This window comes from Methylobacterium sp. Leaf104 (genome assembly GCF_001422885.1).
In the GTDB taxonomy this organism is placed as follows: domain Bacteria; phylum Pseudomonadota; class Alphaproteobacteria; order Rhizobiales; family Beijerinckiaceae; genus Methylobacterium.
The window spans coordinates 206781-220633 of record NZ_LMMZ01000023.1 but is presented as its reverse complement, the minus strand read 5'-3'; the positions used below and the strand labels follow the sequence as shown (position 1 = coordinate 220633).

Genomic DNA, 13853 nt, shown 5'->3' with positions numbered 1-13853 from the left:
CTGAGCTGGAACGCCGCCATGACCGATTTGACCGGACGCGAACTCGTCCTGGAACGCCTCATCCACGCCGCTCCGGCGGCGCTCTACCGGTGCTGGACCGAGCCGGACCTGATCAAGCGCTGGTTCGCGCCGAAGCCCTTCGTCGTGACGGAGGCGCAGACCGATCTGCGTCCCGGCGGCGCGACCCGCATCGTCATGCGAGGTCCGGACGGCGCGGAGTTTCCCAGCGCCGGCGTCTATCTCGAACTGGTGGAGAACGCCCGGATCGTCTTCACGGACGCCTATGTCCGGGCCTGGGAGCCTTCGGCCAAGCCTTTCTTCACCGGCATCATCACCTTCGAGCCGGACGGCGCGGCGACCCGCTACACCGCGCGCGTGCGTCACTGGTCGGCTGAGGATTGTGCCGCGCACGAGGCCATGGGCTTCCACGACGGGTGGGGCCGCTGCGCCGATCAGCTCGGCGAGTTGGCCGCGCGCCTCTAGCGCCGCGGGCGCCTCCGTTGCTACCGGAGGCCATTGGGATGCAGACACGCAGGAGCGGATTCATGTCGAACGTCAGTACCTGCCTCTGGTTCGAGCGGGGCGCGGAAGAGGCCGTGCGCCTCTACGTGTCCCTGGTGCCGGGCTCCCGCATCGGCCACATCCAGCGCTCGCCCGGTCCCTGGCCCGGTGGCCAGCCCGGCGACGTGATCCTGATCGGCTTCACCCTCGGTGACCAGAGCTTCCAGGCTCTGAACGGCGGCGTGCCTGCGGATTACGGCACGGCCGCCTCGATCTCCGTGACCTGCGCCGATCAGGCGGAAGTGGATCGGCTCTGGAACGGCCTGGTCTCTGAGGGAGGGTCGGAGATCATGTGCGGCTGGCTGCGGGACCGCTGGGGCGTGCCCTGGCAGATCGTGCCCGAGGTCCTGCCGCGACTCCTCGCGGATGCCGATCCCGCCGTCGCGGCGCGGGTGTTCGCCGCCATGCAGACCATGGTGAAGCTCGACGCCGCGGCCCTCGCGCGGGCCGCCGAGGACCCGCGGTAACGGCGCTCCTGCTGGTCCTGCCGCAAATATGTCGGATTCATCGGAGGCCCATGGAACCACTGTCCCATGCTTACGCTTGTATAGCAAAGGTTACGGCACAGGTAAGGGATCCAACATGAAGACCTTGGCGACCGCCCTCACAGGCCTGTTCGGTGTCTGCGTCCTCTCCGCGAGCCCAGTTCTGGCAGCTCCCTATGATCCGTTCAGCACGAATGGCAGCGAGGATTACTACTCCTCCGATCCGGCCTATGGTTATGGCCGGACGACCGATGATCCCTACGGCTATCCCGGCACGGTTGGCCAGGGCTACCAGGCGGCGCCCCAGGCCCAGGTCGCTCCGATCCCGCGCGAGATCGTGGCATTCAACGGCAACTACAAGCCCGGTACGATCGTGGTTTCCACGGCCGAGCGGCGCCTCTATTTCGTGATGCCGAACGGTGAGGCCATCCGCTACGGCGTCGGCGTCGGCCGTCCCGGCTTCACCTGGTCCGGCGTGAAGACCGTCACCGCCAAGAAGGAATGGCCGTCGTGGACGCCGCCGGCCGCCATGATCGCCCGCCGGCCCGACCTGCCGCGCTACATGGCAGGCGGCGTCGAGAATCCGCTCGGTGCCCGCGCCATGTATATCGGCAACACCGAGTACCGCATCCACGGCTCCAACGAGCCGGATACGATCGGCCAGGCCGTGTCGTCGGGCTGCATCCGGATGACGAACGAGGATGTCACCGATCTCTACGAGCGGGTGAAGGTCGGCGCGAAGGTCGTCGTCCTGAACTGAGGTCGTTCCGCCCGAACCGCGATGAGAGAAGGCCGCGCCGTCCGGAAGGATGGCGCGGCCTTCGTCGTTCGGAGCGCCGCGTCCGGGTCGGACCTCAGGGCACCACGCGGCCGACCGCGGTCTGCGGCGAGCTCAGGGGGGCGATCGGCATGTCGCAGAAGCAGCGGGCGCCGAGGGGCCGCGGGCTCGTCAGCGGACAGGAATAGGGCTGGTAGCCCGTCAGGCCCGACTGCACCGCATCGCAATTGAGTCCGACCTCGCGGCGGGGCGGCAGACGGCGCTCGTCGTAGGCGCGGCGCGGCGGCGGACGGTCGTAGCCGTCGTCGTAATATTGGGCACTGGCGCCCTGCGCCGCGAACAGCCCGGCGAGGACGGTGAGGATCAGACTGCCTCGGGAGATACGTCGCATGGTCTCACGCCCTGGTTGACGCCACGTCCCGGGAAGCTCGGGCACGCTGCGGCGGTAACGGTTAGGAGACCCGCCCGCCCTCGGCAAGTCCTACCGGCAGTGCTCTCGGCCAGTCCTCTCGGCAAGTCCCAGCGCGATCCCGGACCCCCAACGAGAACAGCCCGCTCGGTCTGGAACCGAGCGGGCTGCGGAGGGGCGCCGCGTGGGCGCCGGTCTATGACGGATTAGGAGTTGGTCGCGTTCCGCATGGCCTGCTCGGCATCGGTGCCGGCCTTGCGGGCCGCCTCGGTGCCCTGCTCCATCGCCTTGCGGGCGTGCTCGGCGCTCTCCTGCATGGCGCCCTTGGCCTTCTCGGCGCTCTGCTGGATCGCCGACTGGGCGAGACCGCCGAATTCCTTGGCCTGGGCCTGGATCGCGGCGAACTGGCTGCGCACGAACTCGGCCTGATGCTGCATCGCTTCCTGCAGGTCGCGCGAGCGGACCAGCTTCTGCGCGAGGTCGAAGGCGGCCGTGACGTTCTGCTCGGCGAATTCGAAGCCGCGGGCGGACACGTCCTGTGCGTTCGTGCGCGCCATCTCGGCGGAGCCCTGCACGGTGTCGGCGGTGCGCCGGGCGGCGCTGATGAAAGTGTCGAACGCCTTGCGCGCCTGGTCGACGCTCTTCTCGGCGAAATCGCGCATCTCGGCGGGAACCTCGTAATTCGGGGTGCTGCTCATTATCCTCTCCTCTTGCTCAATTGTTGACGGCGTGTTGTGCGCTGCACAATAGCACAGCTCCAGCCCTATGCCACCCTGCTCGGGCGCATTAAGGTTGACAACAGGTAAACGTGCGGCGGCCCCTCTCGTGGCTTAAGAGGGGGCGGTGGCGCGGTAAAAAGGACGTCACGTTCCAGGATTCGTCACGATAAACGGGTGCGGATGTTCGAGAGTGGAGCCTCAGGGCCCGGTGAGACCGACGAATCGACCATCGCTGCGCTCCTGCGCCGATGCGCCGATGATTCGCCCCTCGCGCCCCGCATCAACGATCCCGAAAGCGTGATCGTCGTCCTCGACGCGGGCGGGGAGCGGGTGCTCCAGGCCTCGACGCGCGGCGAGGTCCTGCGGCGAGCGATCAGCGATTCGGATGGGCGCGTCGCTCCGGCCCTCGGGCTCCGCGAACAGATCGCACGGGCCCGCCTGCGCCCCGACCGCCCGATGCTCCTGCGCCTTCGGCTGGATGCCCGCCGCCTCGCGCCGCCGGTGCTGGTCACCCTGATGCGCGCGTCCCTCACCGATACGCGGGACGTGGTAGTCCTCGTCGCGAACGCGCCCCTGCCGGATCTGCGCGCGAACCGGCGCGGACGGGAGACCTCCGCACCCGATTCGTCCCCGCTCCGCGCGGAGCGCCGCCCCGAGCCCGCGCCGGACGACCCGAAGGTCCGTTCCCCCGAACCTGCGCCGGAGGCGCTGGAGCCGATCGTCGTGCGGCAGCGCTTCACCTGGGAGAGCGACGCGGCGGGCACGATCCTCCAGGTCTCCCAGGTGGCCGGGTCAGCGCTTCGCCAGAGGCTCCAGGGGCGGACGTGGCACGCGCTCGCGGAGGCGGCGGTTCTGCGCGATGCCGGTGGGCTACTCGCCGCCCTGGAGAGCGGACGCACCTTCCGGGCGATCCCGATCACGATGATCGACGCCGGCGGGGCCGTCTGCGAGCTGGAACTTTCCGGCGCCCCGGCCAGCCGGAGCGGAACCGGGTTTCGCGGGTTCGGCCAGGTCCGCTCGATCAGCGATACGCCGCCTGAACCGGATGTGGAGAGGGCGTCGCCCGTCCCGGAGCCGATCGCGGAGGTTGCCGCCGACGATTCGGAGCCTCCGGTCCCCGCGCCGGACGCCGCTCCACCTCCGGCGGACCCGCACCTCTCGACGCACGAACACGCCGCGTTCCGCGAGATCGCGCGCGCGCTCGGTGCGCGGTTCGCCGGCGACGAGCGCCCCGATCACGCGGCCGAGCCGAGCCTTCCCTGCGCGGTGATGCCGTTCCCCCTCCAGCCGCCGCGCCCGGCCGAGGATGGCGCGCCGGATGCCGCCATGGTTGCGACCCTGGAGCGGATTCCCTCCGGGGTTCTGGTCTACCGCGACGAGACCGTGCTGTTCGCCAACCGGCCCCTGCTCGATCTCGTCGGCTACACGAATCACCAGGAGCTCACGGACGCGGGCGGGATCGACCACCTGTTCGGCGGGCTCGACCCGCGGCAGCGGTCGACGGGCGACGCGCCGCTGGTCCTGGCGACCCGGGCGGGCGGGCGCGCCAGCGTGCTGATCGAGCACTCCGTGCTGGACTGGGCGGGCCGGCCGGCGGACCTGCTGCTCGCCCGCGATGCCGAGCCGAGCGCGGAAGCCCGCGCCGCCACGGCGACGGCGATCGCCCAGGACTTCGCCGCCCGCCACGGCGCGGAGGCCCTCGCGGTCCTCGCCGCCCTGGAGGACGGAATCGTGTTGCTCGACCACCAGGCCCGCATCCTGTCCCTGAATCGAAGATCCGCCGAGATCTTCGGGCTCGATCCCCGGGAAGTGGTCGGGGCGAGCTTCCTCGGCCTGTTCGCCTCCGAGCATGCCGTGGATCTGCTGGCGCGCCTGCATGCCGAGCCCGGATCCACCGGGACGGACGATGCGCCGGTCGCGGCACGCGGCTCGCGCAGGCGCCTACGGGTCCGGGTCCTGCCCCTGGCCGGTGACGCCGAGAACCGTCAATGCGCCGTGATCCGCGACGACGTTCCGACCTCGGAACGCCGCGAGGCGAACGTGCGGGAGCAGACCGCCGCCCAGGATCACGTCGTGCACCGGGCGGAGCTCCTGAGCCAGGTCGGCCGGGCGGTCCAGACGCCGATCAAGGGCATGCTCGCATCGATCGAAGGTCTGATCTCGGAATCCGTCGGACCGCCGGGATCGGAACGCCACCGCGCCTGCCTCCAGGAAGTTCACGCCTCCGGCGCGAATCTGCTCGATCTGGTCAACGATCTCCTGGACCTCGCCCGCATCGAGTCCGGGACCATCGACCTCGCCGTCGCGGAGGTGTCCCTGAACGACGTGGTGGCGCGCTGCGTCGCCCATCTGCAGCCGGAAGCGTCCCGTCGGCGAATCGTCCTGCGCACCAGCTTCTCCGCGGACCTGCCGAACCTGATGGCCGACGAGCGCTCGGTGCATCAGGCGGCGGTCAACGTGATCGCGAACGCCATCGCGCTCACCGAGCCCGGCGGACAGGTCATCGTGTCGACCACCCTGGCGGATCGCGGCGAGATCGCCCTGCGCATCCGCGACACCGGGACCGGCATGACGGCAGCCGAGGTCGAGGATGCGCTCCGGCCGTTCGCGACGGGCGCGACGGCGGTGCCGCGCCGGGGGACGGGCCTCGGTCTGCCGCTGACCAAGGCGCTGGTCGAGGCCAATCACGGCCGCTTCCGGATCTCCAGCCGCAAGGAGGAGGGAACGCTGGTGGAGATGCTGTTTCCGGTCTGCGGCGCCACGATGCGGGCCTGACCCCGTACGGCCGCCGCTGCAACCGGCCCGGGCAGCGCGCGTTGGATCGTCAACGAGGGCGAATCGCCCTCTGCCTCCCATGGAGACGACGATGCGTGCCGTGACTCTGATCGCTGTCCTCGGAATCGGATTGCCGGGTCTGGCCCTGGCACAGCAATCCGGCACCGAGCCGAATCTGAATTCCGCCGGCCAGTTCCGCAACATCACATCCACCGGAGTCACGAAGCCTCCGGGCCGGGCGGAGGCGCCGTCCGACGACCGCCCCTCCGAGACCACCCGCAAGCAGCAGGCGATCGACAGAAAGGTCGAGACCGGCATCTGCATTGGGTGCAATTGACTAGCACGCAAACAAAATATCGGTCCTGTCCCGCACCGAGCCATATGGGTGCTTGCGGGGAATATCTCGTTGAGCCTATGACGGTATTCGGAAGACCCGGCTGCGTGAACAGTCGCGATACGATCGGGCACCGATAGGGAAAACGCGATGGACGAGAAGGTGGTCGAAGTGCGTTCGACGTGGAGCCAGGGTGCCCACGTCGACAACGCGAAGTACCTGGCCATGTATGAGGCCTCCGTCTCCGATCCAGAAGCTTTCTGGAGCGAGCACGGCAAGCGCATCGACTGGATGACGCCCTTCACGAAGGTGAAGAACACCAGCTTCGAGCCGGGAAACATATCGATCAAGTGGTTCGAGGATGGGCGCACGAACGTCGCCCATAATTGCATCGACCGTCACCTCGAGACGCGCGGCGACCAGGTCGCGATCATCTGGGAAGGCGACGACCCGAGCGAGTCCAAGCACATCACCTATCGCCAGCTTCATTCGGAAGTCGGCAAGATGGCGAACGTGCTGCGCAACCGCGGCGTGTCGAAGGGCGACCGGGTCACGATCTACCTGCCGATGATCCCCGAGGCCGCCTACGCGATGCTCGCCTGCGCCCGCCTCGGCGCGATCCACTCCATCGTCTTCGGCGGGTTCTCGCCCGATTCCCTGGCCGGCCGCATCGAGGGCTGCGCGTCGAAGATGGTCATCACGGCGGACGAGGGCCTGCGCGGCGGCCGCAAGGTGCCGCTGAAGGCGAATGTCGATGCCGCCATCGCCCGCCTGCCGAAGGACAGCGTCGACCACGTCGTCGTGGTCCGGCGCACCGGCTCGACGATCGCGATGGAGCCCGGCCGCGACGTCTATTACGACGAGGCGGCCGCCCAGGTGACCGATGCGTGCCCGGCCGAGCCGGTGGAGGCGGAGCACCCACTCTTCATCCTCTACACCTCGGGCTCCACGGGTCAGCCGAAGGGTGTCGTCCACACCACCGGCGGCTACCTCGTCTACGCCTCGATGACGCATCAGTACGTCTTCGATTACCGCGAGGGCGAGGTCTACTGGTGCACGGCCGATGTCGGCTGGGTCACCGGGCACAGCTACATCGTCTACGGGCCGCTCGCGAACGGCGCGACCACGCTGATGTTCGAGGGCATCCCGACCTACCCGTCGAATTCCCGCTTCTGGGACGTGGTCGACAAGCACAAGGTCAACATCTTCTACACGGCGCCCACCGCGATCCGTTCGCTGATGGGCGGCGGCGAAGGCCCAGTGAAGAAGACTTCGCGGGCCTCCCTGCGCGTTCTCGGCTCGGTCGGCGAGCCGATCAATCCGGAAGCCTGGGACTGGTACTACAAGGTCGTCGGTGACTCGCGCTGCCCGATCGTCGACACCTGGTGGCAGACCGAGACCGGGGGTATCCTCATCACGCCGCTGCCGGGCGCGACCAAGCTGAAGCCCGGTTCGGCCACGCGTCCGTTCTTCGGCGTCCAGCCCATCGTGGTCGACGCCGAGGGCAAGACCCTCGACGGTCCTTGCGAGGGCAATCTCTGCATCAAGGATTCCTGGCCCGGCCAGATGCGTACGGTCTACGGCGACCACGAGCGTTTCGAGCAGACCTACTTCTCGACCTATCCGGGCAACTACTTCACCGGTGACGGCTGCCGCCGCGACGCGGACGGCTACTACTGGATCACCGGCCGCGTCGACGACGTCATCAACGTCTCGGGCCACCGGATGGGTACGGCGGAGGTCGAATCCTCCCTCGTCGCGCATCCGAAGGTCTCCGAGGCCGCCGTCGTCGGCTATCCGCACAACCTCAAGGGCCAGGGCATCTACGCCTACGTCACCCTGATGGAGGGCGAGGAGGGCTCGGACGAGCTGCGCAAGGAGCTCGTGACCTGGGTCCGAAAGGATATCGGGCCGATCGCCTCGCCGGACCTGATCCAGTTCGCCCCGGGCCTGCCCAAGACGCGTTCGGGCAAGATCATGCGCCGCATCCTGCGCAAGATCGCCGAGGACGAGTTCTCGTCGCTGGGCGACACCTCGACCCTCGCCGAGCCGGCGGTGGTCGACGACCTCATCGAGAATCGCCAGAACCGGACGCACTGAGCGCTCCGGCCCTTCGATCGCGCGGAGGCTGTGACCCCGCATCCGCGCGGACCTGCCGCCCACCTCTTCCGAAATCCAAGAACCTCAGAAGCCTTCAATCCGGAAGCCGCCCTGCCAAGAGGCGGATCCTTGGGAGAAACACGTCATGGCCGACCTGGAGACTGCGCGCATCGCGCAGAGCCCGCACTTCAAGGAACTCGTTCACGAGCGCACGCGCTTCGGCTGGACGCTGACCATCATCATGCTGCTGATCTATTTCGGCTTCATCGGGCTGATCGCCTTCGACAAGGCGCTGCTGGCCGTGAAGATCGGCGGCGGCACCGCGTCGCTCGGCCTCCTCCTCGGCGTCACCGTGATCGTGCTCGCCTTCATCCTCACCGGCATCTACGTCCAGCGCGCCAACGGCCGCTTCGACCAGCTGACCGCCGCCCTCAAGCGGGATCTCGGCCGATGATCCGCCTCAAGCATCCCCTCGTCCTCGGCACGACACTGGCGGCGCTCGCCGTCACGGCCGCCTTCGCCGCTGGTCCCGACCTCGGCGCGGTCAAGCAGTCGGCGACGAACTGGCCGGCCATCGGCATGTTCGCGTTCTTCGTGCTGTTCACCCTCGGCATCACCTACAGGGCTGCCAAGGGCACCAAGTCGGCGGCCGACTTCTACGCCGCCGGCGGCGGCATCTCGGCCGGCACCAACTCGCTCGCCATCGCGGGCGACTACATGTCCGCCGCCTCGTTCCTCGGCATCTCGGGGCTCGTCTACACCTCCGGCTTCGACGGCCTGATCTACTCCACCGGCTTCCTCGTCGGCTGGCCGATCGTGCTGTTCCTGATCGCGGAGCGCCTGCGCAACCTCGGCAAGTTCACCTTCGCCGACGTCGCCTCGTTCCGCCTCGACCAGACCTCGATCCGCATCATCTCGGCCACCGGCACGCTGGTGGTGGTGGCGTTCTACCTGATCGCCCAGATGGTCGGCGCCGGGAAGCTGATCCAGCTCCTGTTCGGCCTGCCCTACCTCTACGCCGTCATCATCGTCGGCGTCCTGATGATCGTCTACGTCGCCTTCGGCGGCATGAAGGCGACCACCTGGGTGCAGGTGATCAAGGCCTGCCTGCTCCTCGGCGGCGCGACCTTCATGGCCGGCGCCGTGCTCTACAAGTACGGCTTCAACCCCGAGACCCTCTTCGCCGCCGCCGTCGCGACCCACCCCAAGGGGGACGCGATCATGGCGCCGGGCGGCCTCGTCAACAACCCGATCGAGGCGATCTCGCTCGGCGTCGGCCTGATGTTCGGCACCGCCGGCCTGCCCCACATCCTGATGCGCTTCTTCACGGTGTCGGACGCCCAGGCGGCCCGCAAGTCGGTGTTCTACGCCACCGGCCTGATCGGCTACTTCTACATCCTCACCTTCATCATCGGCTTCGGCGGCATCGCCCTGCTGATGTCCGATCCGGCCTACTTCTCCCTCGACGCGGCCGGCGCCTTCGACAAGCTCAAGGGCATGATCGGCGGCACCAACATGGTGGCGGTGAACCTCGCCAACGCGGTCGGTGGCCCGTACTTCCTGGGCTTCATCTCGGCCGTGGCCTTCGCGACCATCCTGGCGGTGGTGGCGGGCCTGACCCTGGCCGGCGCCTCCGCGGTCAGCCACGACCTCTACGCCCAGGTGATCGCCCGCGGGCGCACCAACGAGGCCGCCGAGGTCCGGCTCTCCAAGATCGCCGCCGTGGTCATCGGCATCGTGGCGATCTATCTCGGCTACGTCTTCGAGAACCAGAACGTCGCCTTCATGGTCGGCCTCGCCTTCTCGGTGGCGGCGAGCTGCAACTTCCCGGTCCTCACCATGTCGATCCTGTGGAAGGGCACCACCACCTGGGGCGCCCTCATCGGCGGCCTCGTCGGCCTCGTCGCGGCGGTCGGCATGGTGGTGCTGTCGAAGGCGGTCTGGGTCACGACCTTCGGCAACCCGGTGGCGATCTTTCCCTACGACAACCCCGCCCTGTTCTCGATGCCGCTGGCCTTCCTGACGATCTTCATCGTCTCGAAGCTCGACAACACCCGCAGAGCCCAGCGCGAGCGGGCGCTGTTCGACGCACAATTCGTGCGCTCGGAGACCGGTATCGGCGCCGACGGGGCACACGCCCACTGAAACCGGCGCTTCGGCGAACGGACGGGACCAGGAAGGGCGCGGCGCAGGCCGCGCCCTTTCTTTCGTTCGGACGGCTTTAATCCCGCGCGATGCCAAAAAATACTTCGCTGGTGATTAAAAAAGATCTGAATTCGGTAGTCCGGGGCGGCCTTTCGGACTTGGGCGAAAACAAGGCATCGCTTAGCATCGGCCGGTGGGTATCGGGCACGCGGACAGACTTGTGTCCGCTCGACCGGTCGTGCGGGACGCCAACACCGTGCAGCGATCCCCGCAAGGTCCAACAAGCCACGGGCGGACTACGCCCGGGCGACACAAGACTTGGAGAAACGCCACATGGTTGCGTCGAGCGCAATTCCCGCCAGCGAGTCGGCCACACGGCCGATGAGCGCGGGCGAGAAGAAGGTCATTCTCGCCTCGTCCCTGGGTACCGTCTTCGAATGGTACGATTTCTATCTCTACGGATCGCTCGCGACGATCATCGGAGCGCAGTTCTTCTCGGCCTACCCGGAAGCGACGCGAAACATCTTCGCCCTGCTCGCCTTCGCGGCCGGCTTCCTGGTCCGGCCCTTCGGCGCCCTGGTCTTCGGCCGGCTCGGCGACATGGTGGGCCGCAAGCACACCTTCCTGATCACCATCCTGATCATGGGCATCTCGACCTTCTGCGTCGGCCTGCTGCCCTCCTACGACACCCTGAACGGCTACGGCATCGGCTGGGTCGCCCCGGTGACGCTGCTGGCCCTGCGCATGCTCCAGGGCCTGGCCCTGGGCGGTGAGTATGGCGGTGCGGCCGTCTACGTGGCCGAGCACGCGCCGCGGGGCCGCCGCGGGTTCTACACCGCCTTCATCCAGACGACGGCGACCCTCGGACTGCTGCTCTCGCTGATCATCATCCTGTCGACGCAGGGCTACGTGAACGGCGCCTACGCGCCCACCGTGACCACCGCCGCCGACGGCACCCAGACCACCATCACGGCCTTCCAGGCCTGGGGCTGGCGCATCCCGTTCCTCGTCTCCTGCGTGCTGCTGCTCATCTCCGTCTGGATCCGCCTGCAGATGAACGAGAGCCCGGCCTTCAAGAAGATGAAGGAGGAAGGCACGCACTCGAAGGCGCCGCTCTCGGAGGCCTTCGGCCAATGGCGCAACGCCAAGTGGGCGCTCCTCGCCCTGTTCGGCCTCACCGCCGGCCAGGCCGTGGTCTGGTATGCCGGCCAGTTCTACGCCCTGTTCTTCCTGCAGAGCATCCTCAAGGTCGACCAGTTCACCGCCAACGTGCTGATCGCCTGGTCGCTGCTCCTCGCCACCGGCGGCTTCCTGTTCTTCGGCGCGCTCTCAGACAAGATCGGGCGCAAGCCGGTGATCCTCGGCGGCTGCCTGATCGCGGCGCTGACCTACTTCCCGCTGTTCGAGCAACTGACCGCCAACGCCAACCCGGCCCTGTACCAGGCGCAATCCACGGTGCCGGTGGTGGTGAAGACCAACCCGGAGGCGTGCTCGTTCCAGTTCAATCCGGTCGGGACGGCGAAGTTCACCAAGGAGTGCGACGTCGCCAAGGCGCTCCTCGCCCGCTCCGCCGTGAACTACACCACCGAGCCGGTCGCCGCCGGTGTACCGACCATCGTGACCATCGCGGGCAAGGACTTCCCCGTCGCCGACCCGGCCTTCGCCAAGGCGGTGCCGGCGGCGCTCACCGCGGCGGGCTACCCGGCGCCCGCCGGCAACGCCACCATCGTCAAGGCTGCGAACCCGATCGACATCTTCACGGGCCAGAAGCTGATCGTGGTCGGAATCCTCACGATCCTCGTCCTCTACGTGACGATGGTCTACGGCCCGATCGCGGCGGCGCTGGTGGAGCTGTTCCCGACCCGCATCCGCTACACCTCGATGTCGCTGCCCTACCATATCGGCAACGGCTGGTTCGGCGGCCTGCTGCCGGCCACCTCCTTCGCCATCGTCGCCCAGACCGGCAACATCTATAACGGCCTGTGGTACCCGATCGCGATCGCGGCGATGACCTTCGTCATCGGCCTGCTCTTCATCCCGGAGACCAAGGACCGCGATATCTTCACCTACGACGAGAACCCGGTCCGCTGAGGATCGCGCGCCCGAGGGGCCCCGCCGCGAGGCGGGGCCCTTTTCGTTTCAGTGGCCCTGAGGCTCGGGCGTGGTCAGGAAGTCCGTGACCAGCAGGGCGTGGTCCGCGATGCTCTGGCGCGCATAGGCCATCGCGAAGTCCGCGACCGCCTCGTCGAAGGCGGATCCCTTGCCGAGGTAGCCGGCGATCATCGCCGCGTCGCCGGAGCGCGCATGGGCACGGGCGAGGGTCGTGCCGCAGAGCTGGGCGTAGGGCTTGGCCCCGCTCTCGGCGAGGATCCCGCCCACCGCCGACAGCTTCCGGTTCTTGAGCTGGCGCACGTAGTAGCGGCGGCCGCTCGCGTCGGAGAACGACGTGCCGAGGAACAGGTCGCTCGCCGCCTGCATGATCCGCTGGCCGTCGATCACCCGCTGGCCCTCCGAGACCACGCTGAAGGGGCTGAGCGCGAGCTGGCCGATCACGGAGGGACGGGCTTCCTTGATCTGCAGGAACAGCGGGGCGCCGTCCGCATCGGTGTAGATCCCGACGGCGCAGACCAGCCCCACCGATCCGATGCCGATGACCTTGAAGGCGACGTCGCGCTGCGCGTAGCGGGAGAGCAAGGTCCAGCGGTCGGCGGTGAGGCTGTCCGGATAGGCGCGCAGCGCCTCCGCCGCGTCGCGCACCGCCTCGGTCAGGCCGCCCGGCCCTTCGTGGAAGATCGTCGGCGCCTTGTCGGCGATCCGCCAATCCGCCGGGTCGGTCTCGCCCGGGGCCACCGCGAGGGTGGGGACGTCGCCGCGGCTCAGCCCGTCGGCGTTCTCGGTCGCGGCCTCGGACAGGAGGCGCCGGCACAGGTCGTCGTCGCCGAGGCGGCCGACCTCGTGGTCGAGGTCGATCCGGCTGTGCCAGATCGCCAGGGGCGAGAGGGCCGAGAGCTCGCGCATGTGCTCGCGATAGGCGCGGACGCCGGCCCGCGCCGCGCGGCGGGCCTTGTCCTCGCCCCGCGGCAGGGCGGCCAGGGCGATGCTGGCGGCGAGGCGCTTCACGTCGACGGTGAAGTCGACGTTCCACAGGGTCTCGTCGAAGTCGTTGATGTCGAACAGCGTCTGCCCCTCGGGGCTGCGATAGACGCCGAAATTGCCGATATGGCAGTCGCCGCAGGCCTGGACCGGAATGCCCGGCACCGGCACGCCCTCGAGATCGGCCGCCATCACGGCGGCGGCCCCGCGCAGGAAGGCGAAGGGATCGGCCCGCATCCGCTCCCGACGCAGCGGCAGGAGCTCGGCGAGCCGGCCCGCTTCCCCGGCCTGGAGGATCGCCAGGGGATCGCGCTGCGGCGACGGCCGCCACTCGGCATGCGATTCCCGCGAGACCTGCTCGCGCAGGCGCTTACCCGCCGCACGGCGCTCCTCGCGGCGGGTGGAATGTTGCGTGTGGGTCATGGGGTCGGGCCTCGTGGTACCGGGTCGCAGA

The 13853-nt window shown here is 68.5% G+C and carries 12 protein-coding genes; 9 read left to right on the top strand and 3 right to left on the bottom strand.

Annotation, left to right across the window (positions count from 1 at the left end):
- The first annotated feature begins 18 nt into the window (after window positions 1-18).
- The 3 genes from ASF49_RS13590 (at window position 19) to ASF49_RS13580 (ending at window position 1806) form a co-directional block, all read left to right on the top strand.
- Window positions 19-483, top strand: a complete 465-nt coding sequence (locus ASF49_RS13590) for an SRPBCC family protein (protein ID WP_056473605.1) — start codon at window positions 19-21, stop codon at window positions 481-483.
- A gap of 62 nt (window positions 484-545) precedes the next feature.
- Entirely contained in the window at window positions 546-1028 is a 483-nt protein-coding gene (locus ASF49_RS13585; protein WP_056473603.1) for a VOC family protein, read from the top strand.
- A 115-nt stretch (window positions 1029-1143) separates the two neighbouring features.
- A complete protein-coding gene (locus ASF49_RS13580) occupies window positions 1144-1806 on the top strand; it encodes a L,D-transpeptidase (RefSeq protein ID WP_056473602.1) in 663 nt (220 codons plus the stop codon).
- A 94-nt stretch (window positions 1807-1900) separates the two neighbouring features.
- On the opposite strand, the gene ASF49_RS13575 is transcribed toward ASF49_RS13580, so the two are convergent.
- Both ASF49_RS13575 and ASF49_RS13570 read right to left on the bottom strand, forming a co-directional pair.
- Window positions 1901-2215 (bottom strand): hypothetical protein, encoded by a 315-nt coding sequence (locus ASF49_RS13575; protein ID WP_056473599.1) that lies wholly within the window; start codon window positions 2213-2215, stop codon window positions 1901-1903.
- 224 nt (window positions 2216-2439) lie between these two features.
- Window positions 2440-2931 carry a phasin gene (locus ASF49_RS13570; RefSeq protein ID WP_056473597.1) on the bottom strand — a complete coding sequence of 164 codons (492 nt, stop codon included), beginning with the start codon at window positions 2929-2931 and terminating at the stop codon, window positions 2440-2442.
- Window positions 2932-3132: 201 nt separating this feature from the next.
- On the opposite strand from ASF49_RS13570, the gene ASF49_RS13565 reads away from it, so the two are divergent.
- From ASF49_RS13565 to ASF49_RS13540, 6 genes are all read left to right on the top strand, one after another.
- Window positions 3133-5727, top strand: a complete 2595-nt coding sequence (locus ASF49_RS13565) for a sensor histidine kinase (RefSeq protein WP_056473592.1) — start codon at window positions 3133-3135, stop codon at window positions 5725-5727.
- Between the two features lie 91 nt (window positions 5728-5818).
- Window positions 5819-6064, top strand: a complete 246-nt coding sequence (locus ASF49_RS13560; protein ID WP_082511311.1) for a hypothetical protein — start codon at window positions 5819-5821, stop codon at window positions 6062-6064.
- A gap of 147 nt (window positions 6065-6211) precedes the next feature.
- Window positions 6212-8161, top strand: coding sequence for an acetate--CoA ligase (gene acs, locus ASF49_RS13555; RefSeq protein ID WP_056473588.1), 1950 nt, complete (start codon window positions 6212-6214; stop codon window positions 8159-8161).
- 145 nt (window positions 8162-8306) lie between these two features.
- The gene (locus ASF49_RS13550; protein WP_056473586.1) at window positions 8307-8615 is read left to right on the top strand and encodes a DUF485 domain-containing protein; all 309 of its coding nucleotides are present in this window, start codon (window positions 8307-8309) and stop codon (window positions 8613-8615) included.
- Window positions 8612-10306, top strand: coding sequence for a cation acetate symporter (locus ASF49_RS13545; RefSeq protein WP_056473585.1), 1695 nt, complete (start codon window positions 8612-8614; stop codon window positions 10304-10306). The genes ASF49_RS13550 and ASF49_RS13545 overlap by 4 nt, the downstream gene beginning before the upstream one ends.
- Window positions 10307-10687: 381 nt before the next feature.
- A complete protein-coding gene (locus tag ASF49_RS13540; RefSeq protein ID WP_442919039.1) occupies window positions 10688-12397 on the top strand; it encodes an MFS transporter in 1710 nt (569 codons plus the stop codon).
- A gap of 48 nt (window positions 12398-12445) precedes the next feature.
- Here ASF49_RS13540 and ASF49_RS13535 read toward each other — a convergent pair whose 3' ends face one another.
- Complete coding sequence (locus tag ASF49_RS13535) at window positions 12446-13822, bottom strand: DUF2252 domain-containing protein (RefSeq protein WP_056473581.1); 1377 nt, start codon at window positions 13820-13822, stop codon at window positions 12446-12448.
- Between the last annotated feature and the right edge of the window lie 31 nt (window positions 13823-13853).